General features: G+C 46.3%; 18 protein-coding genes. 2 read left to right on the top strand and 16 right to left on the bottom strand.

All coding sequences use genetic code 11. The features are described 5' to 3' along the window. Positions 1-91: 91 nt before the first annotated feature. Positions 92-2,029 carry a pyrroloquinoline quinone-dependent dehydrogenase gene (locus BUB19_RS15910; RefSeq protein WP_073095738.1) on the bottom strand — a complete coding sequence of 646 codons (1,938 nt, stop codon included), beginning with the start codon at positions 2,027-2,029 and terminating at the stop codon, positions 92-94. Positions 2,030-2,420: 391 nt separating this feature from the next. Here BUB19_RS15910 and BUB19_RS15905 point away from each other — a divergent pair, with 391 nt between their 5' ends. Both BUB19_RS15905 and BUB19_RS15900 read left to right on the top strand, forming a co-directional pair. After that, positions 2,421-3,722, top strand: coding sequence for a D-alanyl-D-alanine carboxypeptidase (locus tag BUB19_RS15905; protein ID WP_073095566.1), 1,302 nt, complete (start codon positions 2,421-2,423; stop codon positions 3,720-3,722). Positions 3,723-3,736: 14 nt separating this feature from the next. Beyond that, on the top strand, positions 3,737-5,836 hold the full coding sequence (locus BUB19_RS15900) for a S9 family peptidase (RefSeq protein WP_073095563.1): 2,100 nt from the start codon (positions 3,737-3,739) through the stop codon (positions 5,834-5,836). A gap of 3 nt (positions 5,837-5,839) precedes the next feature. On the opposite strand, the gene BUB19_RS15895 is transcribed toward BUB19_RS15900, so the two are convergent. The 15 genes from BUB19_RS15895 to rnhA form a co-directional block, all read right to left on the bottom strand. Then, on the bottom strand, positions 5,840-7,765 hold the full coding sequence (locus BUB19_RS15895) for a methyltransferase domain-containing protein (protein ID WP_073095561.1): 1,926 nt from the start codon (positions 7,763-7,765) through the stop codon (positions 5,840-5,842). Positions 7,766-7,964: 199 nt separating this feature from the next. After that, positions 7,965-8,744: an SDR family NAD(P)-dependent oxidoreductase gene (locus tag BUB19_RS15890; protein WP_073095560.1), complete on the bottom strand. Its 780-nt coding sequence runs from the start codon at positions 8,742-8,744 to the stop codon at positions 7,965-7,967. A gap of 142 nt (positions 8,745-8,886) precedes the next feature. Beyond that, positions 8,887-10,314 carry an SDR family oxidoreductase gene (locus BUB19_RS15885; protein WP_073095559.1) on the bottom strand — a complete coding sequence of 476 codons (1,428 nt, stop codon included), beginning with the start codon at positions 10,312-10,314 and terminating at the stop codon, positions 8,887-8,889. A 216-nt stretch (positions 10,315-10,530) separates the two neighbouring features. Further along, a complete protein-coding gene (locus BUB19_RS15880) occupies positions 10,531-11,490 on the bottom strand; it encodes a hypothetical protein (protein WP_143156067.1) in 960 nt (319 codons plus the stop codon). A 40-nt stretch (positions 11,491-11,530) separates the two neighbouring features. Next, positions 11,531-14,308 carry a hypothetical protein gene (locus tag BUB19_RS15875; protein ID WP_073095557.1) on the bottom strand — a complete coding sequence of 926 codons (2,778 nt, stop codon included), beginning with the start codon at positions 14,306-14,308 and terminating at the stop codon, positions 11,531-11,533. A 493-nt stretch (positions 14,309-14,801) separates the two neighbouring features. Further along, the gene (locus BUB19_RS15870) at positions 14,802-15,188 is read right to left on the bottom strand and encodes a group I truncated hemoglobin (protein ID WP_073095556.1); all 387 of its coding nucleotides are present in this window, start codon (positions 15,186-15,188) and stop codon (positions 14,802-14,804) included. Between the two features lie 116 nt (positions 15,189-15,304). Beyond that, entirely contained in the window at positions 15,305-16,390 is a 1,086-nt protein-coding gene (locus tag BUB19_RS15865; RefSeq protein WP_073095555.1) for a nickel-binding protein, read from the bottom strand. Positions 16,391-16,500: 110 nt separating this feature from the next. Next, a complete protein-coding gene (locus tag BUB19_RS15860; RefSeq protein WP_143156066.1) occupies positions 16,501-17,235 on the bottom strand; it encodes a hypothetical protein in 735 nt (244 codons plus the stop codon). A gap of 63 nt (positions 17,236-17,298) precedes the next feature. Further along, positions 17,299-17,913, bottom strand: a complete 615-nt coding sequence (locus BUB19_RS15855) for a hypothetical protein (RefSeq protein WP_143156065.1) — start codon at positions 17,911-17,913, stop codon at positions 17,299-17,301. Then, positions 17,910-19,121 (bottom strand): hypothetical protein, encoded by a 1,212-nt coding sequence (locus tag BUB19_RS15850; protein WP_143156064.1) that lies wholly within the window; start codon positions 19,119-19,121, stop codon positions 17,910-17,912. Before BUB19_RS15850 ends, BUB19_RS15855 begins: the two co-directional genes overlap by 4 nt. 240 nt (positions 19,122-19,361) lie before the next feature. Further along, on the bottom strand, positions 19,362-19,970 hold the full coding sequence (pncA, locus tag BUB19_RS15845) for a bifunctional nicotinamidase/pyrazinamidase (RefSeq protein ID WP_073095551.1): 609 nt from the start codon (positions 19,968-19,970) through the stop codon (positions 19,362-19,364). 22 nt (positions 19,971-19,992) lie between these two features. Next, positions 19,993-20,532: a macro domain-containing protein gene (locus BUB19_RS15840; protein ID WP_178371512.1), complete on the bottom strand. Its 540-nt coding sequence runs from the start codon at positions 20,530-20,532 to the stop codon at positions 19,993-19,995. 45 nt (positions 20,533-20,577) lie between these two features. Continuing rightward, entirely contained in the window at positions 20,578-21,474 is an 897-nt protein-coding gene (locus BUB19_RS15835) for an endonuclease/exonuclease/phosphatase family protein (RefSeq protein WP_178371511.1), read from the bottom strand. 216 nt (positions 21,475-21,690) lie between these two features. Next, a complete protein-coding gene (locus BUB19_RS15830; protein WP_178371510.1) occupies positions 21,691-22,440 on the bottom strand; it encodes a tRNA1(Val) (adenine(37)-N6)-methyltransferase in 750 nt (249 codons plus the stop codon). Further along, on the bottom strand, positions 22,409-22,876 hold the full coding sequence (gene rnhA / locus BUB19_RS15825; protein ID WP_073095548.1) for a ribonuclease HI: 468 nt from the start codon (positions 22,874-22,876) through the stop codon (positions 22,409-22,411). Before rnhA ends, BUB19_RS15830 begins: the two co-directional genes overlap by 32 nt. Between the last annotated feature and the right edge of the window lie 165 nt (positions 22,877-23,041).

Below are 23,041 nucleotides of genomic sequence, written 5' to 3'. Positions count from 1 at the left end.
ACGGGCCATTTGTAATGGCCAAACGATTGCCGTAAACAAAGACCATATTATTCTTACTAGTAAGTGTGATTAACCCTACACGCTAAACCGCCTACTCCAAAGCGTATGCCACTACGTAATCGCCCAAACGACTACCAAGCTTGCCATGCCCTCCGGCTGAGATTACCACATATTGTTTTCCAGCCATTTGGTAAGACATGGGCGTGGCTTGGCCACCTGCAGGAAGCTGATGTTGCCAGAGCAGTTCTCCCGTCTCTGTATCAAAGGCCCTGAAAAAACCATCCAGTGAGGCGGCCACAAAGGTAAGCCCGCTAGCCGTGGTCAGGGCCCCTCCAAAATTAATGGAGCCCCAATTGACGGCATCGGGATAGGTTTCGGGGTCGTACATAAAACCCAGCGGCACTTCCCATTTGAGTTTACCCGAATTCATGTCTATCGCCAGCAAGGTTCCCCAGGGCGGCTTTGTCTGCATTTTCAATCCTTGCTCATTTCTTGTAAACAGGTAATCTCGTTTCAGCACATAGGGGGTGCCCTCCTGAAGTCCCGTTTCTGCCCGCAAGAGGGCTTCGTTTTTATTTTCTTCTTCCTTCAGTTTTTCCCGGGGGATCAGCCGGATAACGGCTGCCAGGCGGTTGATGTTGGTGATCAATAGGTGTCGTTGAGGATCGTAGGAAACCCCTCCCCAATGTACACCACCGGCATTGGAAGGGGCCACCATCGTGCCTTGAAGGCTGGGTGGGCTAAACGGACCTTCACTATATAGGGATGCAATTCGCTCTTCCGCACGTTTCCGCTCTGCTTCCGTTACGCCCCATGCATCCGCTATACCAATGCCCTGCGGGCCTACCGGAAGGGGCAGCACCGGAAAGGGCTGGGTAGGATACGCTTGTTCTCCGGGAACCTTGCTTGCGGGAACGGGCCGTTCCTCTACAGGAAACAAGGATTTTCCGGTCTCCCTATGCAAGAGGAAAATATGTCCCATCTTGGTACCGACCGCCACTGCCGGAACCTCAACACCATCCTGCTCCACCGATAGTAAAGCCGGTTGGGCAGCGTTGTCGTAATCCCAGAGATCGTGGTGAACAGTCTGGAAATGCCAAACCAACTCACCGGTACTGGCACGGAGAGCTACGATTGAATTGGCATATTCGTTCTTACCAATGCGTTCTCCCCCGTAATAATCCGGACTGGGACTGGTGGTGGGGATAAACACCAGATCCCTATCAGGATCAACCGAAAGAATGGACCAGGCATTGGCAGCCCCGGTCTGTGCCGCTTTTTTACCTTTCCAGGTAGCCTTTGCCGGATCTCCCGTCTTACGGGGTATAGGGTCCCAGCTCCATTTCAGCTCTCCTGTCAACACATCAAAGGCCCTTACTACTCCCCTTTCATAATCCAATCGCTGGTTATCCCCCATGGAAGATCCGGTGATAAGGGTGTTCCCAATGATTGCCGGAGGTGAGGTGACACTGATAGGGCCAATGCCCTTTCGCAGGTCAACGGTGCCATTTTTGCCGAACTCGGAAATAGGTTTGCCGGTGGCGGCCGATATGGCAATCAACCGGCCATCGATGGTGGCCAGGTAGATTCTCCGTTCCAAATCTTTCCTTGTCACATCTGGTCCCGGCCAGGTGGATACACCCCGGGAAGTGATTTCTGAATAATCGGCTTGCAGGTTCACTCCGGGATCGAAGGTCCACTTTTCGGCACCGGTTGCAGCATCCAGCGCGATGACTCTATTACTGGGGGTACTCAGATACAAAACCCCCTCCACCATTAATGGTGTGGCTTCAAAAGCGGCTTTTTCTGCCGCATCATTGTTCCGGTAATATTCCAATTCCCCGGTACGGTAGGTCCAGGCCACTTTCAGCCGATTGACATTTTCAGGGCTAATCTGGGACAGGGCTGCATGTCGCATGCCACCCGGATCCCCTCCATAGGCTGGCCATTCCCTGTCATTTCCCTGCCCAAATACAGCATCGGGCGCTGTCAGGAAAAGGGAGATAAATAGGCAGACGATTAACTTCATGTAGTCAGGAATTACATTCAACAACTTTTTCGAGGAAAAATAACCATTTTCCACGATTTAAAGCACTGAATTGGAAAGCATTAGCAGAAAATCATGCACCATTTATAAATTTATCATTGCGGAAAATAAAAGCAGGATTAATCCCAATAATGGCATCAAGCTTTTCTCCACCCTTTTCGAATTTTGCAGCTTCGTCTTTATATTTTCGATGTTGAAAACGTGTAAGGCTTAAAAAAAGCCATTAGAAATGACCGTGAAGGACTTTTCATTGGGCCTTAGAAATGCCAAACCCATAAAGATAAAAACATTTCGATTTCAAGCTAGAATTAAAAACAACTACATTTTTTACCCATTCCCTTTTTTATTGCTTAACCAAGGTTAAATTTAAACCATGAAGCAAATCTACTGGCTATTTCTCCTCCTCTTCTGTTCCTGTACCGTCCAGAAAGTAAAAAAATCCGTCTATGACTCCGATGTCTTTGAAAAGGGGCATATGGGCTTTATGCTCTATGACCCGGTAAAGGAAAAAACCCTGGTCAGCCTGAATGAGAAAAAGTATTTCATTCCGGCGTCCAATACCAAGATCTTTACCTTCTATACCAGCTACAAGCTGCTGGGAGATGATCGGGTCAATGGGCTAAACTACATGGAAAAAGGAGACTCCCTGCTATTCTGGGGAACCGGCGACCCTTCCCTGCTGCATCCGGACCTGAAGGACAGCACCGTGATTGACTTTTTACGGAATCGGCCGGAGGATTTGTATATGGTGGATAATTTTGATCAGATTTCCCGGTATGGACGAGGCTGGACCTGGAACTGGTACCCCTACTATTTTGCTGCCGAACGCTCCAGTTTTCCGATCTATGGCAATGTGCTGCGTTATGCCAAGAAAGCGTCGGATCCACTCGCCAAAGCGTATCCCAACACGACCTTTTTGCCCCTTTCCCGGCAAACCGAAAGGGTTCCGGAAAAATATGCCATCCACAGAAATATTGAAAAAAACATTTACTTCTATGCCCTGAATCCTGAGGAACCCGATTTGACCTTTGAAACGGACAAACCTTTTATTACCTCCTCCCATCTGGCCAAAAACCTGCTTCAGGAAGCAGTAGGAAGACAAATTACCCTGATCGAAAAACAGCCCCTCGCCAGCCCCCAAAAACTACCCACGGCAAAAGCGGATTCCATCTATGCCCAGATGATGAAGATCAGCGATAACTTCCTGGCGGAACAGCTGATGGTAATGGTTTCGGATGCCCTTTTTGATTCCATTGACATGGCTGCCGCTATCAATTATGCCAAAGACAGCCTGCTGCAGGACCTTCCCGACGAACCCCAATGGGTAGACGGATCGGGGTTGTCACCGCAAAATATGTTTACTCCCCGGTCCGTGGTAAAACTACTCCAAAAGATAAAGGCTGAAATCCCCATGGAAAAGATTAAAGCTTACTTCCCGGCAGGAGGGGAATCGGGTACCATACGGAACTGGTATCCTGCCGATCCGGGTGAGCCTGCCTATATTTATGCCAAAACCGGTACCTTAAGCATGAGTTCTGCGCTCAGTGGCTACCTGATTACCAAATCAGGCAAAACACTGATCTTCAGTACCTTTTTTAACAATTATACCGGCAGCTCCAATGTGCAAAAAGAAGAGCTGCAAAAGGTACTTTACTTTATCCATCAAAACTATTGAAACACAACCCCACCATGTTGATCCGGAAATTTTCCCCAATATTCGTTCTGCTTATAGCTTTACTGAACCCTATTTCCCCGGGATTTGCCCAGAAATTCAGTACTTTGGAAGTCTCCAAATTCTCTTTTCCCTCCGGCCTCACGGCCAATGCCAGCCGGGAGCGCATCGCCTGGGCCATGAATGAGCAGGGCAGGCGAAATGTATATTTCGCCGAAGCTCCTGATTACCAGGCCGAGCGACTTACTGATTTTATGGAAGATGACGGTCAGGAAATCAGCAGTTTGCAATTCAGTGAAGACGGGGAATACCTGGTTTTCGTTAGGGGAGGTGACCATGGAGGCGGCAATGCGTCCAGTCCGGTAAATGCGAATAATATGCCCCTCATGACCCATGTAGCCATATGGACCATAGACCTGGCTACCCGAAAGACAGCATCACTTACTGAAGGGGATGATCCGGTTTGGGGAGCCGGACATCAACTGGCCTTTATAAAAAATGGTGCCGTCTGGTTTAAAGACCTGGATGCAAAAAAAGCACCGCATGCCATCATTCAGAACAGGGGCAGGCTAGGAGACTTGCGTTATTCTCCCGATGGCAGGCAACTGGCCTTTGTGGCCAATAGAGGAACCCACTCCCTGATTGGCGTTTATCATGATGCCCAAACACCGGTGAAATGGCTTGCTCCCTCCTTTCAACAGGATCAGTCTCCACGCTGGTCGCCAGACGGCAAATCCATTGCTTTTGTACGTACCCTGGGTGGATCAGGGGCAGCCTTGCCCTTGCTGGAAAAGCGCCATGCACCCTGGGAAATTTGGATAGCGGATGTTGCCTCCGGAGAAGCGACCATGGAGTGGAAAGCGCCTGAAACCCTCCGGGGATCCATACCTTCAACCCAGGGAGGGTTTAACCTACACTGGCCACTCCCGGAACAATTGATCTACCTTTCTTATGAAGACGGCTGGCCCCACCTGTACTCCCGGAATCTTCAAACCAATACCTCCACATTGCTTACTCCCGGGGAATTTATGGTGGAGCAGCTCAGTGTGCACCCTGATGGGCAAAGCCTTGTTTTTGCCGCCAATGGGGGAGAGCTGCCGGATGATCTGGACAGAAGGCATTTGGCAACGGTTGATTTGACTACGGGAGAATTTGCCTGGAAAACATCCGGAGAGGGGATTGAAGCCTATCCGGTCTTTACTGGAAGAGAAGATGATATTGCCTTCTTTTCGGCCACGCCCACACGACCGCTTCTTCCAGCCATTTTAAGGGAAGAGACGGTGAAGTTGTTGGGAGAGGAATTGATTCCCGAGGACTTTCCGGCAGCAGATCTGGTCATACCAAAGCATGTGCAATTCATGGCTGCGGACGGCACCACCGTCTATGGGCAACTGTTCGAACCGGCAGCAAACGGATCCTCCAAACCCGCAGTGGTTTTCGTGCACGGAGGACCACAGCGGCAGATGCTGCTGGGCTGGAGTTATATGGATTACTATTCCAATACCTATGCCATCAACCAAAAACTGGCCGAAATGGGTTTTGTGGTATTGTCGGTTAACTACCGCCTGGGCATTGGCTATGGTTATGAGTTTCACCGCCCATCCGGCACCTATTACCAGGGTGCTGCCGAGTACCTGGACATCAAGGCGGCCGGGGAGTACCTGGCGGGCCTGGAACAGGTAGATCCTGAGCGAATTGGTATCTATGGGGGGTCCTACGGGGGCTATCTCACCGCCATGGCATTGGCCAGGGATTCAGATTTATTCAAAGTAGGGGTAGATATCAGCGGCGTGCACGATATGGACCACCGGTATGACCTGCCAGAGGGTGTTGAAGTGGCACCGGATTATGAAGAAGCGAAGCAGATCGCCTGGGAATCATCCCCTATGCCGGACCTGGAGCAGTGGACTTCACCGGTTTTGTTTATTCATTCGGATGATGACCGTAATGTGGGGTTCTACCATAGTGCTGATTTGGCCCGGCGGTTTGATGAGTTGGGAAAACCCTACGAATATCTGGTCATACCCGGCGACACGCACCATTGGATGAAATTTTCCAATATGGTGAAGGTGAATGAGGCGACAGTTAACTTTCTCCACAAACACCTGCAACCCTAATCATCAGGACAGCTGCGGTTCATTTATGGGATGGTACCGGGTATCGGCAGCATTCAATATGGCTTCCAGCATCTGGGTATAATCCATCCCGCCAATGCTACTCATTTTGGCAAGGTGCCCATCCCAACACCAACCGGGATTGGGGTTCACTTCCAGCATTTTGGGTTCATCCTGGCTGTTGAGCCGCCAGTCAAAACGGCAGTAATCCTTGCAATCCAGGCGCTGGAACAATTTCAGGCTGTGGTTGATCAATTCCTGCTCCAGGGCCACCGGTAAGCTTGCACGTATGGATCGCAAGGTCTGCATGTAAGGAGAATCTGTGAGCCATTTGGCTTCGTAGCCGCAAATTTTCGGTAAGCCCTCGGGTAATTCGGAATAATCTTCTTCAATGATGGGAAGCACTGTGTAGTTATCCGGATTACCAATAATGCCAACGGACACTTCAGCTCCCGTCAAAAATTCTTCCACCAGGATGGGCTTGTCATAGCCGAATTGCTCCCTGATCCGCAGAATGGCATCTGCCAGCTCCTCTATGGTATTGGCGACGTTCTTTTGGGTAATCCCAAAGCTGGAATCTCCGAAATTGGGCTTGGCGATTACGGGAAAAGGGATATTCAGCTCAAAAAGGTTGTCCTCTGCTGTAATGACAAAGGCATTGGCCACCGGCACGCCGATTTCTGTAGCAATTCCCCGTATCAGTGACTTGTCATAGCAGTAGGCCAGGGTTTGTGGATTGGACCCGGTGTAAGGCAAATGCATCATTTCCAGAAGCGCAGGGATATGAAGTTCCTTTTTGGCATCATTGCCAAAGCCTTCATCGCACAGGTTAAAGACCAGGTCCGTCTTGTCCCTTATCTTTTGCAAATCGGCTATAAGGCTGCTGTGGTTGTTCAGGTAGCTAAACTTATAATTGCCCAACTTACTCAGGCCTACCTTCAGCTTCTCTATGGTTTCGAAATCGTCCGTGTCGAACACCGCATACGGCTTGATGACATCTTTTAATCCAGGATCACCCATGAGCACCACCACGTTTTTAATGTCTTTTTTCTTGCGTTTGGGCGACCATTCTTTTTTGGCTGTGGCAGTAAGAATAAAACGATTGGCCATCATGCCCAGGTCCTGGTTGCGCAGAGACGCTACCTCCAGGTTTCCGTGGAACGCAAGATCTTTAAACCCAACTTTGCCGGTCAGGTCGGCCAGTATCTCCCTGGTGTAAAGCCTTTCAGCATAAAATTGATCAACGATCACTCCTTTTTCTGTATTGGTGACCACTTCTCTCGAAATCAGCCTTTCATTGTCTGTGGCCAGAGAGCGCTCCCGGCAGACAAAATGCTTTTTATCGATCCACTCCCAACTTCTGGGCGTATAGTTTTCTCTGAGAAAAGACCCGTCTGCCACATCCATCAACAGGCGTCCGCCGGGTTTCAGTACCCTGAATACTTCCCTGAGGATTTTAACATCATCTTCAGCCGTCTCAAAATAGCCAAAACTATTGCCCAATATGGTAACAAAATCAAAGGAATCGTTGGCATAGGGCAGCTTGCGGGCGTCTCCTTCTTTGAAATTAATAGCAACCCCCTTTTTTCGGGCGATGGATTTGGCCCTTTGTGTCAGGTAGCGGGATCGATCCAGACCAAACAGCTGGTAATTACCCCTTTGACTTAGCTCCAGCAGATGTCTGCCCTGCCCGCAGGCCAGATCCAGAAGACTGTTGCCCTCTCTGATGTCCAGCAGTTCATGGAAAAGATTGATCTCCGATCTGGTAATGTTTTCGTCCTCCACCACATCTGCATCTGTTTTCAGGTAGGTGGCATTAAAAATCCGTTTCCACCATTCGGGGTGCAGGTGGTATTCCAGATTTTTTACAGGGCCCATTGTTTTTCCGGCCCTTTCTGTTGTGCCCTTTTTCAAAGGGACTTTTGTTTTCATATTTGTTTTATGGCTGTTTAAAAGTTTCTCTGACAACTTAAAGTTAAATCGATTGTCAAATTGTAGCAATATACGTTTAGTATAAAGAAACGGCTGAAAAAAATAGACCTATTTTTTCCAAATAAATTGCTCTCCAATTTGTGCTAATTTGGTAACATGAACTATAGGAGTAGGTTAACAAATAAACGATTTAAAGCCGTTAATCTTTTTTGATCACAGCCCTGGCAATTTTAACGGAAAGGGCTCTGGGTGCAAATCTCACCGCATTTGCTTGAATGTAATTCTTTATGCCGTGGATGGCCACTGCTTTTCCCTGCATCATTTTAAGGTACCCAAATTCAGCCACTTCTTTGGAAGAGGGAAGTTTTTTGCCTTTCATCAAATTGCTCTCCTCCATTTGGGCACCGGCTTTAAAGCCGCTCTCCGTGGGTCCGGGACAAAGGGCCGTCACCGTTATCCCTTTTTCTTTTACTTCATTATTTATGGCTTCAGAAAAATGGAGCACATAGGCCTTGGTGGCAAAATAGACAGCCATTAGCGGACCCGGCTGAAATGCAGCAGTGGAAGCTACGTTCATGATCTTTCCGGCACCCTGCCGGATCATATCCTCAAGGTACAATTTTGTCAGGTGGGTCAGGGACAAAATGTTCAGGTTGATCATCTGAGCTTGTTTGTCCCAGTCAGATTCATGGAAGGACCCAAAATCTCCAAAACCGGCATTATTGATCAGGTATTGGATGGTTATTTTTTGTTTTGCCACCTCATCGTATACCTCCCTGGCAGCGTTGGGAACTGACAGGTCTTTTTGGATGGTATAAACCTTGATGCCAAACCCTCTTTCCAATTCGGACTTAAGTTCATTTAATTTAGATATGGTTCTTGCCGCCAGGACGAGATCATCACCTTTGGAAGCATGAATTTTAGCGAGTTCCAATCCAATGCCATCAGAGGCACCGGTAATAAGCGCAGTATTGCTCATAAACTTTGATGATCAGTATATTGAATCTCACTAAATCTACGCTTTTTCCCGGAAAAGGCAGTAGCTTCCGCAAGGAAAAGTTTATTGGAGACCTCAGAATAGGGGTTGCCCGTGGTGCTGAGAAACAGGAAATTAAGCGTACTTAAGCAGTTCTGTTGACAATATTCCTGATCATCCCCCCGAAAATAAACCCATGAAAGGGAAAAACGGAATACCAGTACAGCCTTCCCCAAATCCCCAGAGGCCTGAAGGTGGCCGTCTGCACCAACTCGCCCTTTTCAATTTTGAATTCCAACCATGCCTCTCCCGGCAATTTCATTTCTGCATATAGCAGCAGTCTTTTTTGCTCCTGGCTGGCGATAAGCACCCTCCAAAAATCCAGCGATTCACCGGCTGCTATCTCCGTCTCGCTCTTTCTGCCCCTTCGCATGCCTACCCCGCCGACCAATTGGTCTAAAAATCCCCTGATTTCCCAGAGCCAGTTGCCATAATACCATCCCTGTTTGCCGCCGATTTTCCAAACATTTCTTAAAACCTGCTCCTCATTTTCAATGGGCAGCCTGCGGACCTCCACATAGCAGCCGTTTACCGGTACTTCCATATACCTGGTCAGGCCTTTATGCAGCAAGTCAGAGGTTTGGGCATCCTTCCAACTGGATAAAACCTGGTTTTGCTCGATTTTATCAAAAGCCAGCCTGATGGCATCATCATAGCCAATGAGCTGTATTTCCAGGGTTTTGTCCAGGTCATTGGGAGTACAGATCACTTCTATTTTCATGCTGTCAACCAGGTTTTTGGCCAGGTCAAAGGAGGTGGATGTCACAAAATACAGCCAATACGAGGAAATCCGGGGTGTCATCACCGGCACCACCAGAATTCGGCGCTTCAGGTCCCGGATCCTGGCGAAGTGAAGCAGCATTTCTTTATAGGTGAGGATATCCGGTCCGCCGATATCAAAGCTTTGATTGTAGGTGTCTTCCCTGAGAATAACACCTTGCAGAAATTCCACCACATTCCTGATGGCTATGGGCTGGCAACGGGTCTTTAGCCATTGCGGGGCGATCATCAGCGGTAATTTCTCTACCAGGTCACGGATGATTTCAAAGGAGGCACTGCCAGATCCGACAATAATTCCTGCCTTCAGGGTAGTCAGGGCATAGCCACCATCTGATAAAATGGTTTCGACTTGTTGCCGTGAAGAAAGGTGCTTGGACAATTCTTCTTCATTAACAATCCCACTCAGATAGATGACCTGTCTCGCACTGGTTTCCTGTATCCTGTTTCGGAAGTTGGTGGCACAGGTAGCTTCCATTTCTTCAAAATTTCCACGTTGGGTTGACATGGAATGGATCAGGTAATAGGCCAGATCGATATCATCAGGGATATTTTTCAGACTGTCGCTGTCCAGAAAATCCACCTCTGCCAGACTCAGGTTTTTGGAGGGAAAACGGTCTGAATTGAATCTGTTTTTATCCCGAACCGCACATACCACCTCATGCCCGTCCTGCAATAGTGCTGGCAACAATCGTTGGGCAATGTATCCGGTAGCTCCTGTAAGTAGAATTTTCAAGGTTATATTGTCAGATTATGGTTAAGGCAGGAATGATAGCATGGTACCCCTACCAAACAACAGTCGACCTAAGTTGTTTGCGCAAATTGGATCAGCAGTAGGGGTAGCCAAAAGATCTTGATCATGGTCAAAAGTTATCAATTATAATTGATAACCTCAGCGGATTCGTGAGCTTTTTAATGCAGCAGCATTGCGATGTCGGAAAGGAAAAATTCTCTATTGCTCCCTGAAAATAATTTGCCAGCCTGTCCGGTTTAATTTTTCCCGGTCATGATGGAAATGCTTTCGGGCTGCTACTGCAAATTGTTGATCGGACAACACTTTTGTTTCCTTCTCTCCATCCAATCCATTTTTTCCCCTTTTGCCATTTTGCCCATCTTTTTCCTGCCGGGCCTTTATAGCCCTTTGGTTATTCTGGCTTTGAATCTGAACATTTCCACCACGGCGCCGGCCAGGTCGCTCGGGTTCCGGCTTTTTTGATTTCCCCGGTGGTTTTGTAAATACCCATATGAAGGTAGTCCCACCGGTACCACCTTTTCCGCCGGCACCACCGCTACCTCCAGGTGCGGTAAGTTGTACCTGGTAATCTTCATTGCCGGCATGCAGGATCAATTGGCCGCCTTTTCCACCATTACCTCCGTCTTGCCCATCTTTACCAGCGGTGCCCTTACTTACATCTCCGTGTTTCTTCACTTCACTTTTCTTTCCGCTTTTTCCATTGCTGCCATCCCTGCCATCTGTTGCGTCCATTCCGGGAAGGTGAAATTCCACCTCAGCGATGTGTTTGGCGATAATTCTGACTTCTTTGCCAGCCTTACCGGAGATCCCGGTCCGATTTGTATTTGTCGGAGCAGGAAGGACATCCACCTGATTTCCATCGGTACCGAAATAATTGGAAACCATGATTACATCTACTTCCCTCAACCTTATATTCTCTGAAACCAAAATTGTGTCCGCAATGAGGATTACCCGATCCGTATCATCCAAACCTGCCTGGGTATTGATATAATCTGCCAGGTCCTGATCCAGGGTCAGATTGGTTTCTTTCCGGGAAAATTGCTGTGGCACCTCCTGCTTAAGAAGCCTGGGTTCCTCCCCAGAAAAGGTGGCTGAATTTCGAAGCAGGGACAATCCAATTACCAAAAGGAGTAGAGAAAAGAGATATATCCGCATCATGATCTTTGGTTATTTTTTTGCGTTTTCGAAACCTAGTTCATTACCTGAACAATACAATTAAATCCGCTATTTCTTCAGGGGAAAGCGCTGTCTCTTTCGGACCTGTGGAGGCAATCATCCGCATTTCTCCCAGCCTATTGATGACCAGATTCTTCATGTTGGATAGTTCGGTGATGGAAGAAGGGTAGGCAAATTCCAGGTTTCTTTGGTAGGTCTCCTCATCGATCCTGCCATCCGCCACAGGAAGATAGCCATCAAACAACCTGATGTGTTGTTCCGGTTCTTTGAGATTGTTGAGGCTGACAGTAAAAACAAGAGTATTATCTTCCTCAAAGATTTGAATATTGTAGCCCTTCATCACTAACCTTTGCGGTCCATTTTCAAGTCGATCATGATCGATCAAATCTTTTATTTTTTCAAGACCAACTACTTCGTCCAGCAGGTGAGCGGCATAATTTTTTCTGAAATAGGGGTTATGGGAAAAAAGATCCCGGAGGGTAAAAACACCACTATCATCAAAACCGGAAACACTCTCCTCCAACATCTGATCAACGGTAGTGAATACTCCATTTCCGGCCATCAGTGACTGCTGGAAGATGGTATGGTTAATGAGATCCAATGTTCCTTCCAGCTGGTTGATCAGGAACCGCGTACGCTCTTTTGAGAATCCGGGATTATCTCTGATCTCCCCCGCACTCAACAAGTCCCCACGATCATAAGGCTCCAAAAAGGGAAATAAAGTGAGCACATAGTTGGCATAATCCAGCACCGCACTGTAATTGCGGTAATGACTGTCTTCTTTCTTTAATTCGAAAGATATGCTGTCTTCGAGCGGTTTTAATGCATTCTTCAATGAATCAAGTACCCGTATATTTTTCGGCACATAAAGTAATGAATGGACCGTATTTTTGTCCGTCCCTGTTCCGTTCAGGAGTTTGTTGAAGGCATAATCATAAATCCGGTTGGGAGATGCTTTGTTATTTTCTCCTTCCGGTTTACACGCGGCGTACCGGAAAAAAGACGAACGAGACTGCTCGTTGACCTTTGATAATGCTTCTATACAACTCCCACAGGATCCACCCCGAAAGAAATTCTCCAGATCCTCATAATCCGAAATTTCATCCTTTTCGATCCTGTCGGCAAAAGTCTTTGCGGGAAGCCTGCAGAGATCCTGATTTTGCTCCAGAGTTACCTCCAGAACGAGATCCCTGATGCATTCATTTTGGTTGACGATATAATTTAATTTTGTATCCACCCTGCTTAGGCTTTGTAGTATATCCTGGCGGGTTTGGATCAATTCCCTGGAAAGCTGATCTAGTTTTAAATCAATGATATCAAGACGTTGTCCCAGATTTTCTTCAAGGGCAAACAGGTGTTCATGTACATTTTTAAAACCCTGGTTCATATTGGCCTCTAAACCTTCCAGCTGCCTTCTTATTTGGTTGAGCATTCTTAGTTCCGGACCTGGTTGGGGCTCTTTAAATATGCCCAGGGCCGTTAAGCTGGCCTTGGCCCAGTTTCCGGCAGTGAAATTGCCGACTATATCGGTAAGTGCCAATCCCAGGTTAATGCTCTCTTCAATTTCAGAGGGGCAGTCCCTGCTCTGGCAAAATACGGTGAGGGCCTCCTTGCCCACTGCTCCGACTCGCCCTATGAGCTCAGTAGCTTTGACGATATCCTGCTTTTTTTTAACGACTCTCAGATTCTCCAACACGGTCTGCCGGTCCTCTTCTCCCATAAGCACACTTATGGCACTATTTTTATCCTCAAGTGCCTTAATCTTTTTGTTGATGGGTGAATTTTCGAAAATTTCATGGATTTCCTCAATTCTCTCCTCTTCAATCATCGCTTCAAACGACCTGGATAAAGCGATGATCCTTTTGTCGATTTTCACCATCCCCTCATGAATCGCATTGGAAACAAATAAGGATTGCTGCTGTAATGCGGTGATATTATCCACTTTGGTGTCAATAGCACTCACAAACTCCTGAAGATTTGACAGGGCAATGGTATTTTCCTGTTGGTAATGCAGGATTCGGGCCGTGGTGTTGATGATATGCTCCTGGTTTTCGTTTAACTCCTGAAAATTATTGATCACGGTTGCTTTCACATCAGAAACCGCGGCATTGACCGTGGCCGACAGGTTGTCGATTTCAAGGATGACCCCTTCATAATTATCCAGAGAGTTTTCCTGAGCATTTTTCACATAGGCCCTCGTCTGGGCTTCATCAAAAGCACCCAAAGCATCCGCTTCAAGAATCTGCTCCTGCACATCGCGATCATTTAGTACCTGCTCAAACACCGCCTCCGCACAGGTTACATTCCCGGAACAATGGTCCTCCACAATGGAAGTAGCCGTTTGTTCAAAGGTTTCGCGGACCTTAAAATCTCTCTGGCGGGCAAATTCCTGAGCATCCCTCTCAAAAAAATGGGCTGTTACCTTTTCACTAAGCCAGCCACTGGCTCGTTCTACAGGTTCCCTCACGGAAGAAACCCTTCCCAGCACCGGTGATCTCAATGCAAAGCCTGCCAATTCCTCCACTCCATAATTAACAAAGGTTTTCAACGCCTCATTCTTCCACCCAGGGTCGCCTTGTCTGGAAATCTCATTCCAGTATTCCATTCTATCAACGAGCTTTTCAATAAGCAAATCGGCTTCCTCCCCGCTGGGTTGGTTTTCCTGCTCAGAAAGTAGATATTGTAGGGTTTGGAAGGAATGCTGTGCCGGCAGCTCTTCCTGCGCTCTTACGGATTGGACACTGAAGCATGTCATACCCAATAAAAGAAAAAACCTGGTTATTGTGAGTACGTTATTCATCTTCTTGTTATCCGTTTTGTAAAAAGAGTTTCTTTCTACCCATTCCCAAGAAATTAAACTGATATTAAAAATGGCAAAATCTCCCTCCACTGATGTGTTGATAGGATGTTTAGACTGGTTTGACAGGATACCATCTCCTTTCTTAAGCCCATGCCCTACCTGCTGTTATTATTCAATAGATTGGAAATTAAACGAAAGACTCAGGTAGAGGCTGTCGGTATTTGCGCGTCAAGCCAGAACCAATTGGCGAACGAAAGGCCAGGGCCTGGTAGAGCCCACACGATTTCTTAAACTGAACAATCATTTCTCAGTCAATGGCACCAATCTTGACCAAGGTGAAAGATCAACGATACTCCCCATAATATGGGGAATACCTAAACCCTGCAGGCTGCCGGTCGCAGATCCTATGAATGCCCCATCAGGTCAGGGCTGGGCATTACCTGAACCTACCCGGATACACCTTAAAGAAATCCTGGTCTTTCCGAAAGGAAAACTATAACTTCATAATTTGCTCTTTCAAGGAATAAGCTATGGCGAGCACATCCTTTTTTGATTGTTCATCGATCCCATGTTTGTCCAGGGTATTCATAATATCATCTGTTGCGGCCATATATTCCGCCTCACTGATATTCATACCTTTGTGGGTGGTTTCCATATCCCGGCCTTTATAGCTTACATTTCCGCCACTACCTTCAGAAAAAAAGTCTACCAGGTGACCTTTTATTTTTTTGAGGTTTTCCGGATCTTCCTTGTAGGGAAGGAACCTTACCTGAATAACCGGATTGTGCATATGGGCTTCTACAATATCATCCACCAGTGAGGCAATTCCTTCTTTTCCTCCCAGCCTTTCATACAATGTTTTCTGTGCTACTGTATCCATGATTATATTGAGCTTTGTTATAAATTTCAATTAGAATCAAATGTAAAAGGATAGCAGTAAGGGTTTTAAAACAATTCATTCAAAAATTTTCAATCCTGATTCACGATTCGTTTGCTTCAGGCAATGGCATTGGCGTAAATGGAAGGAAGAATTCCAAACCTATCCTGAAAGCACCTTGAAAAATAGGAAAGACTGCTAAAACCGGATGAATAAGCAATTTCAGAAATATTACCATCCTGTTTATTGATAAATCTTTGAGCCATTTTCAAACGGTATTCTTTGATAAAATCATTTGGAGAATAACCGGTAGTTTTCTTAGTTTTTCTGTAGAGTTTGGACTTACTCATACCTGTCTTTCTGGCTAACGCATTGATGCCGAAACCGGCATTACAGCCATCCTCCTCAAGGATTTCAATGAGCAGATTAAAAATTTCCTCCTGCCCAGGGTTTAGCGTAAAAATATTGCCTTCAGGCAATGTATTTGAGCCGGCAGCCATATCGGACAACTGCTCACTTACTATTGCTGAAGAAATGACTTGACCAGATTTGGCCATCATCCCTAATCTTTTTGCCAATTTTACGGTAGGCCCAAAAAATCTCTTATCACCAGAAACAGGTATTCCGGCTGCCAAACCTATTTGCAATGGATTTTTGATAGGAATTTTGGATGAATCAAAGTAGTCCTGTAGAAATAATGCACAGCGAACAGCATCATCTATATATTCAAAAGAGGCCAGCAAACCTTCACCCTCCGGAATTACCTCCAGACCCATGTGCCGTTTAAACTCTTTTCGGATTTTTGATTTGATTTTAACGATATGACTACCAAACTCAAAAATCGCCGATCCATCTATAAATACGCCCATTACGCATCTGAATGCAGGATCATTGATGATACCGGCTCCGGATAACCCCTTCTTTACGGGATCCTCTATTCTACCCAAAAAGGACGCTACCAAATCTGGTTCAACTTCAATTACCTGATTGGGAATTAACCCGTGCGCATGATCATGGAGATCCTGCACCGCCTGCTTATTCGGGGCCTCTATCAAACAAAAAGCCATGCCCCTTTCTTCATCAAACCAATAGGTCAATGCCCTGCAATCAAACCTTCCCTGTATCAGCAGGTCTTTTTGATGGGCTTCTGCCACATCTTCTGCTGAAACTCCCGGTATGTCATGCCGATCCATGAAAATTGGCATATTGCATCAGCTTTGGTTGTCTGGTCAAAATAAAAATAACCTGCAATTTTCAAAACGTATTCAGAAAAACCTGCTGCTCCCTATATACCCACATGATTAATTCCACTTAATCAGGGCAGCCTTTCCGGCGCATCATCCCGGAAAATCCTGATTGTTCCCCTGTCGGCCACCCTATCCTGCAGGTCCTCACTTTTCTCCAGCATAATCATGCATTTGGTAACATCTGTCAACTCATTTTGACCGCCTGTAATTTCTACGTAGGTTCCGGAAATGATCCAAATCGCGCTGTAGTCGACAAGATCATATTTCCCATTAGTGATTTTTATGAAGATGGTGAAATTGCTGCCTTGATTTCCCGATACATACCCCATTCCGGATCCACTATCGAGACCTCTGGGAAATTCAGGAAAATCCGGATCCGAAACAGAAAAATAAGCGATGTCGGCTAGAAAAATGCTTTGATTTCGGTCGGGATATATCCTGATTGTTTCCTGATATTTGCCATAGGTGAAACCCTCATTATCCCTATTTCTACTATCGTACAGACAATGGTTTCCTATTGTAAATCCAGGTCCAGACTGATTGTTCCGATTGTAGATAACCGGTGGTTCATTTCCTTCATGGATGACCATCCCCTGCGCCTTAATCCTATCAAAAAATTCATCTACATTCCTTATATTTTGTGGTACGTCAGCAGTAAAAACCCGCCCGAGAACCTCCGCAGGTACATCGTACCTATTTAAAACAGGATCAGGCAAATCATCAAATTTTTCACAATTGGCCAAAATAAGAAGGAGCAGGCTCCAATACATTGGCCGGAATCGGAACGTTCCTATGTTTTTCATCGGTTTTCTTCTATTTCAGTTGTGATATTGGGAAACCCCATGCCATTTTCTCTCTGAATCCATCTATCCTGAGTCGGCAGTTTTTTCGGTTAGGCTTTCTATTGTTTTTGCAGTTGTTTTGCCGTATTGCGATACCAATACTTCGATCAAAACCGAGATAAGGGCAACAAAAAATATGATGAATAAGGCATAGGAAGAAATTAATTTCAACCAACTTTCAATAATGGATGCTTCTGTCCACACTTTACCTTTTTCCAGAGGAGACCCAAAACCCTCCATGATAAGATCAGCATCACTTTCAATCTGAGGGTTGGCCAATTTAAAGGTTTTGGCGAGGTTTGTATATTCTGTTCCTTTCACATAATAGGTCACCTCATTGTTAAAATCCTTATAAGCAAAGGTTCTTTCCAAAAAGAACCTGGTGTGCATATACAAATTCACCACCAAAGCTGTGAATAAAAAGAGACACACGATTTTGATGTTATTTTTGATTCCCTTTGACCATTTGCTTTTCAATAGGAAAGAAACGAGCAGATTTACCGTCAAACCAAGTATGCTCGCTATTCCAAAATAAAGCCAAGAATATTCTTCTATTACCAGAAAATTAGAAATAGCTCCGCCAAACAGTCCAAACATCACTGTCACCAATGCGGCCCGATATTGCAATAATTTAATCACTCCAGTATGTAAATAATAACCTTAGTCAATTCATTGTGTGTTTCTTTTACCGGGTTTTGAAAGGCCTGACCAAAATGGATCAGTGGGTTTTGAATGGGTACTTCTTCGTCGCCGTCCTTCACTCTAATAAAATATTTTCCATTACCCAACAGGGCCGTTCCGTAAGAGGCATTTCCCTGAATGGTATGGAAACTTTCTTCTCTGTCTTTCAAGGCTGGTGAAGCATAAGCGATTTGGTACCTATTTTCTACCTCCCTCCCTTTGGTAATTAATTCCCCATCGGCACCATATTTATAGACAGCAAGGGCAAACCATTTAAGATCTGCATTTTCCCGGGCATCCTTAGCATTCGAAATGCGATTGTAAATCAATTGATCATTGAAAGTTTTACCGGCAGATGCCAAGAACAAGCCCCAGTCTGCCGATTCTTCATCTCCTTTACCGGTAACTACTTGCATTTGAGCTGGATTGGGATCAGGATACAACAAATCCTCCATATCGGTTGCAATGGCTTGTAAAAGAGCCAGTTTATCGGTTGACAACTCCCGGGTATCAATGGCACCATCTACCGTTTGATCGGCAACTGTGATCAAATCTGTCATCAACTGGTCTTTAACTACATTTCTGGACTCTGTCAACCGTTCCGGTGCGGTAAGCAAACGCTCTAAATTATTCAGGACCTCAAGGAAAGCCTCTTTTGGGGCATTTCGATGAGTCGTTTTAAAGGTCATGCCACTGAAAGCATCCAGGATGGATTTAAATTCATTTATTAATCCTTGCAAATTTTCCGGCATGATGAAGGTAGGAGGGGGTACAGCAACCGCTACCTTTCTCAGGTCTTCCGGAATTTCGGGAAATTCCGGTTCGACCAGCTTCTTTTTTTTGCGCATCAAGTCCTGTCCACGAAGCCCGGGATTGAGCGCATACATCAGGTGCAGTGCATCGGGTGTAGGCATGATGTTCTCTCGCCATAAATAATCCTGAAGATTATCCCTGACCGGTATTTTTGGTCCCCTGCTTTTAAGGTAAAGATAAGATCCAGCCGCCACTAACAAACCGCTTCCTCCAATTACGAAGGGCGTCAGGTTTGAATCCTCAGGGTTTGGGCCACTAGTCGGTGGCCGCTGACCAAAAACCATCAAGTGATGAGTAAGCAGAATAAGCATAAAAAAGCAGGCGCTTAACGAAGAGTTACTTGGCGTTTTCATAATACTCTGCTTTAGCTCAGGTATGAAAAATGTATCGCTTATCTAGATGTAGTTAGTTGATTATTAGAGTAATATAAGGTAATAAAAAAAACAGACAATTGAAATCACCGACAAAAATTTTTCAGAATAATCCTATATCCCCTGAGAAAGATAGGTTGAGGAAACGGCGATACTCCTGCCGGGTAGCTTTTGACTGCTGACTCACCACCCCGAACACCGAAAAAACTTTGGTTTCAGGAATTAACCAAGGGATTTGCTATCGACGGACTCCATTCCCAATGCCTGGAGTTCCTTTTCCATTGCTGCAAATTTCGTCGGATCCAGCGCCCTCGTTGCATCAGCGATCAATTTGACCTTAAATCCTTCCTTCAGGGCATCTTTAATCGTAAAATAAACACAAACGTCTGCAGCTAATCCGCAACAATAGAGCACCGGATTTCCCTTTTCCTTCAAGTAACCTGTAAGGCCTGTACTCCGTCTATGCCCGTTGTCATAAAAACCGCTGTAACTGTCAATATCCGGATCCATTCCTTTCCGGATGATCGCCTCAATGGGCTTGATATTTAACTCCGGATGAAAATCTGCTCCTGGTGTTCCCTGCACACAATGATCCGGCCAAAGGATTTGATCCAGACCCTGATGCACGATTTGTTCAAAGGGCTGTTTTCCTTTGTGGTTGGAAGCAAAACTCATGTGGTCTTGAGGGTGCCAGTCCTGTGTGGCCATTACCAGGTCAAAACGGTCCATCAGACCGTTGATGAGCGGAATGATTTCCCCACCACCAGGTACCGCCAACGATCCTCCCGGAATAAAATCGTTTTGTACATCAATAATTAGCAAAGCTTTCATTTTTTAGCAATCTTTAGTCTGTTTATTCCCGGCGCAATAAGGCCATCTGTTTCTCAAAAACATTCATCATATCCTGATCGAAAAGCACAATTTTTATTCTACGCAGAAATTTTAATTCGATAAGGGTATCCAAAATCGTATTCAGAGCAACCTCAGCGGCTGGTGCTATCGGATAGCCAAAAATACCGGTTGAAATGGCCGGAAAGGCTATAGAGGTAATTTTTTGCTTATCTGCCAGCAGCAAAGCATTCCGGTAGCAATCTGCCAATAAACGGTCAGATGGCTTATCCTTGCCGTATACAGGCCCCAGACAGTGGATTACGAAGGGATTGGGAAGCCTCTGCCCACTTGAAATCACAGCTTCCCCTGGCTTGATTGGAGCCATGGGGCGGCACTCGTCCGCAAGACCGGGACCCGCTGCCCGGTGAATGGCACCGGCTACTCCTCCGCCAGATTCAAGCTGCGCATTGGCCGCATTCACAATGGCATCTATGCCTGGCTGCTGACTAATGTCTCCCTGGACAAGTTCAATATCTATATTGTGTCTGGTAATTTTCAGCATGTTACTTTTTGACCTTTTCTTTAGCTATACCCCAGGCCTGGCATTTCAGGGATCGCAAGGTGTCATTTTTGCCACAACTGGCCAGTGATCCGCGATAAATACACCATTTTCGATAATTTTCTCTACCTGATAGGTAGACACCTGAAAGTTTGGATCGACGAAAATATAGTCTACCGCATGGGGCGGCCTCTCCTGCCAGTTTTCTTCAAAGCCATTTCCGGTGGCCCCGTCAGAAATCACCCTCTTCGCTACAAATTCCGCGCTTCTCATCTGCAATCGCTCGCTTAACTTCTCCCTGAGGTAAATATAGGGTTCTTTTCCATAACGGGGGTGGTCTTTGCGGATGTTAAAATCACCGGTAGCAATGGTCGGAGATTCTCCGGCGATTTCTGCGATTTTTTCACACAGCAAGTCCACACCTTTAAAACGGGATTCCATACCCTTATTGTCAAAGTGAGTATTGAAATGAAAGATCAACTTCCCGCTAGTCCTATCTTTCAATTTGGCCCAGGTGACGATGCGGGGAAGCTGAGCATCCCAGCCCACACTTCCCGCTACATCCGGGCTTTCTGAAAGCCAGAATGTCGCATTTTCCAACAATTCAAAGCGGTCCTTGCGGTAAAATATGGGGTTGAATTCCCCGCCGGCCAAACCATCGTTTCTACCCCTACCTACAAAACCATAGGCGGGAAGCATGGCCGCCAAATCCCCGAGCTGCCGCTGGGTTACTTCCTGAAAACCGATAAGATCGGGGGCGCACTGGTTAAAAAAGGAACGCACTATAGGTATCCGGTTTTCCCATTTGTAAGCGCCGTCTTCCGGATTGTCATAGCGAATGTTCAGGTTCACCACCGTCAGTTTGGGGGAAGGCCGGACTTCTGCAGCCTGTGATCCCAGTGCAAAAAGCAATCCGATCAGAAAGTGGGTAGCGATGCCAATCATGGCATCCAATTTACAAAAAAGTAACCGAACCGGAAATACTCCCATATTCGGACGGGAAACTCCGGATATTCAATTGTTGAGCCATTGCATTTGGAGGCAGCGAACCTAGGATCGCTAAACCCTGTCTATCGCATGGCTTCTGGTTGAAGTGCGCTATACCGGCAAACCTTTGGTGGTCATGCTCAGGGAGTTAAAATCCGCCGATCAGGCTCCCTTTCAAAAATCAAGGAGAAAATCTTTCAGCAAATTACGGTAATCGATGTGAAATCCACCAGATGCCTCCTTGAGGATAATTTCTCCAGAAGGCTTTGGGCACCTGTTTCCTTTGCCGAAAGAACAAATTTGCCTGCGAGGATCTACACCTGCCCTGTCCCGTATCAGGTATTCCTGTTGAAGAACAAAGCCTGATTGCTTTGCCAGCGTTTTAAACAGCCGCATCTCTCTGACAGGCAGGATCAACCAAAACAAGCCCTCTTCGGTCAAAAGCTGATCTACTCCCAGTAACAGGTCCTTTTGGGACAGTTGGTCATCGTGGCGGGCCCAGCTTTTTTGAGTATCCGGAGATTTGAGCTGGCCGGAGAAAAAAGGAGGATTACTGACTATCAGATCGTATTTCCGGTCCCGGGTGAGGGCATAGTCCTGAAAGGCTGCATGATCGATCTCCAACCGATCCCTCCAGGGGCTGTCCCGGAAGTTTTGCGTCGCCTGAACAAACGCTTGCGCTTCGATCTCTACGCCATGCACCCTGGCCTCCGGAAATCTTTGTGCCAGCATCAGGGCAATCACTCCCGTACCCGTACCGATATCCAGGATCATTTTCGTTTTATCCAGATGAGCCAAAGCCCCCAACAAAACGGCATCCGTACCCATTTTCATGGCACAGCGGTCCTGCTCAATGCGAAATTGTTTGAATTGAAAATAGCTGTTTGCCATGTCAGAACATGCCCTGATTTCTTTCCGCCTCATAGCCCTGATCCACCTTGAGCGCTGCTCCACTGGCAGCAGCCACTGCCAACTCGTCACAGCGCTCGTTTTCCCTGTTGCCATCATGGCCTTTCACCCACAGAAATTTGGGCTTGTACTTGATGTGAAGGGGAATGTATTTTTTCCAGAGGTCGACATTTTTTTTGTCCTTGAAGCCTTTTTTCTGCCAGCTCCAGATCCAGCCTTTCTGAACGGCATCAACCACATATTTGCTGTCTGAGTAAACAGTGACCGGAAGTCCCTCCACTTTCAGGGCTTCCAGGCCCCTGATCACCGCCAGCAACTCCATGCGGTTGTTGGTAGTCATCCTGTACCCTTCTGAAAGCTCTTTTCTGAGGTCCTTATAGAGCAATACCACTCCGTATCCGCCATTTCCGGGATTGCCCTTAGAGGCCCCATCTGTATATATTCTTATCATAAGTCATCCAAAATTCAGGATTATTCCGGCATACATGATTTAAATTCTTGCCGAACTTTTTTCCAAATCCCTATAATCTGGCCAAATATCCTAAATAATTGCCGGGGAAGAAAACTTTAGCTTTTTTGGTGTTTGGCCGGTCATTCCAGATTTTTTCAATATCTT

This window comes from Cyclobacterium lianum, assembly GCF_900143075.1.
GTDB classification, from domain to species: Bacteria; Bacteroidota; Bacteroidia; order Cytophagales; family Cyclobacteriaceae; genus Cyclobacterium; species Cyclobacterium lianum.
The sequence above is the reverse complement of the archived record's forward strand: the minus strand, read 5'-3'. Positions and strand labels throughout refer to the sequence as shown.

Bases quoted from the DNA above. Each gene is read 5' to 3' on its own strand.
- BUB19_RS15910 (WP_073095738.1), bottom strand. From the start codon at position 2,029: ATGAAGTTAATCGTCTGCCTATTTATCTCCCTTTTCCTGACAGCGCCC.
- BUB19_RS15905 (WP_073095566.1), top strand. From the start codon at position 2,421: ATGAAGCAAATCTACTGGCTATTTCTCCTCCTCTTCTGTTCCTGTACC.
- BUB19_RS15900 (WP_073095563.1), top strand. From the start codon at position 3,737: ATGTTGATCCGGAAATTTTCCCCAATATTCGTTCTGCTTATAGCTTTA.
- BUB19_RS15895 (WP_073095561.1), bottom strand. From the start codon at position 7,765: ATGAAAACAAAAGTCCCTTTGAAAAAGGGCACAACAGAAAGGGCCGGA.
- BUB19_RS15890 (WP_073095560.1), bottom strand. From the start codon at position 8,744: ATGAGCAATACTGCGCTTATTACCGGTGCCTCTGATGGCATTGGATTG.
- BUB19_RS15880 (WP_143156067.1), bottom strand. From the start codon at position 11,490: ATGATGCGGATATATCTCTTTTCTCTACTCCTTTTGGTAATTGGATTG.
- BUB19_RS15875 (WP_073095557.1), bottom strand. From the start codon at position 14,308: ATGAATAACGTACTCACAATAACCAGGTTTTTTCTTTTATTGGGTATG.
- BUB19_RS15870 (WP_073095556.1), bottom strand. From the start codon at position 15,188: ATGGATACAGTAGCACAGAAAACATTGTATGAAAGGCTGGGAGGAAAA.
- BUB19_RS15865 (WP_073095555.1), bottom strand. From the start codon at position 16,390: ATGCCAATTTTCATGGATCGGCATGACATACCGGGAGTTTCAGCAGAA.
- BUB19_RS15860 (WP_143156066.1), bottom strand. From the start codon at position 17,235: ATGAAAAACATAGGAACGTTCCGATTCCGGCCAATGTATTGGAGCCTG.
- BUB19_RS15850 (WP_143156064.1), bottom strand. From the start codon at position 19,121: ATGAAAACGCCAAGTAACTCTTCGTTAAGCGCCTGCTTTTTTATGCTT.
- pncA (WP_073095551.1), bottom strand. From the start codon at position 19,970: ATGAAAGCTTTGCTAATTATTGATGTACAAAACGATTTTATTCCGGGA.
- BUB19_RS15840 (WP_178371512.1), bottom strand. From the start codon at position 20,532: ATGCTGAAAATTACCAGACACAATATAGATATTGAACTTGTCCAGGGA.
- BUB19_RS15835 (WP_178371511.1), bottom strand. From the start codon at position 21,474: ATGATTGGCATCGCTACCCACTTTCTGATCGGATTGCTTTTTGCACTG.
- BUB19_RS15830 (WP_178371510.1), bottom strand. From the start codon at position 22,440: ATGAGGCGGAAAGAAATCAGGGCATGTTCTGACATGGCAAACAGCTAT.
- rnhA (WP_073095548.1), bottom strand. From the start codon at position 22,876: ATGATAAGAATATATACAGATGGGGCCTCTAAGGGCAATCCCGGAAAT.